This is a genomic window from Streptococcus pseudopneumoniae (genome assembly GCF_038148935.1).
Classification (GTDB): domain Bacteria; phylum Bacillota; class Bacilli; order Lactobacillales; family Streptococcaceae; genus Streptococcus; species Streptococcus pseudopneumoniae_U.
In genome coordinates, this window is record NZ_JBBJZX010000227.1 from 1 (window position 1) to 364 (window position 364).

The window sequence follows — 364 nt, forward strand, 5'->3', positions numbered from 1 at the left end:
ACTGTTTTCGGGAACCTCAATTTGATACTGGATTGCTGCATCCTCATTTGAAGAACTTGTAACACTAATCAAATCATTAGTATTTTCTGTTTTGTCATAAGGAATTGGAGAAAAATAATCAAAATCGACGTTAGCAAGTTGATTTAAAAACGAGGATTGATTATCCAAAGTGTGTTCATTGAACTTGACATCATTGTAAACAGATTGACTAGCAAATGCAATTGGAAGAGAGAATTGATTTTCATATAGGGTAAGATTATCTTTTTGATATACATCTTGGAAACCATACTTATCAATAGGGTTTTCTGAGATATTATACTGGATGCCAAATAAACTATCAGCCAAAATACTATTATTGGCATAA

General features: G+C 31.3%; 1 protein-coding gene. It reads right to left on the reverse strand.

Features of this window, described 5'->3' with window-relative positions:
• On the reverse strand, positions 1-364 hold a 364-nt coding region (locus WKI42_RS10740; protein WP_368081915.1), incomplete at both ends, for a YfhO family protein.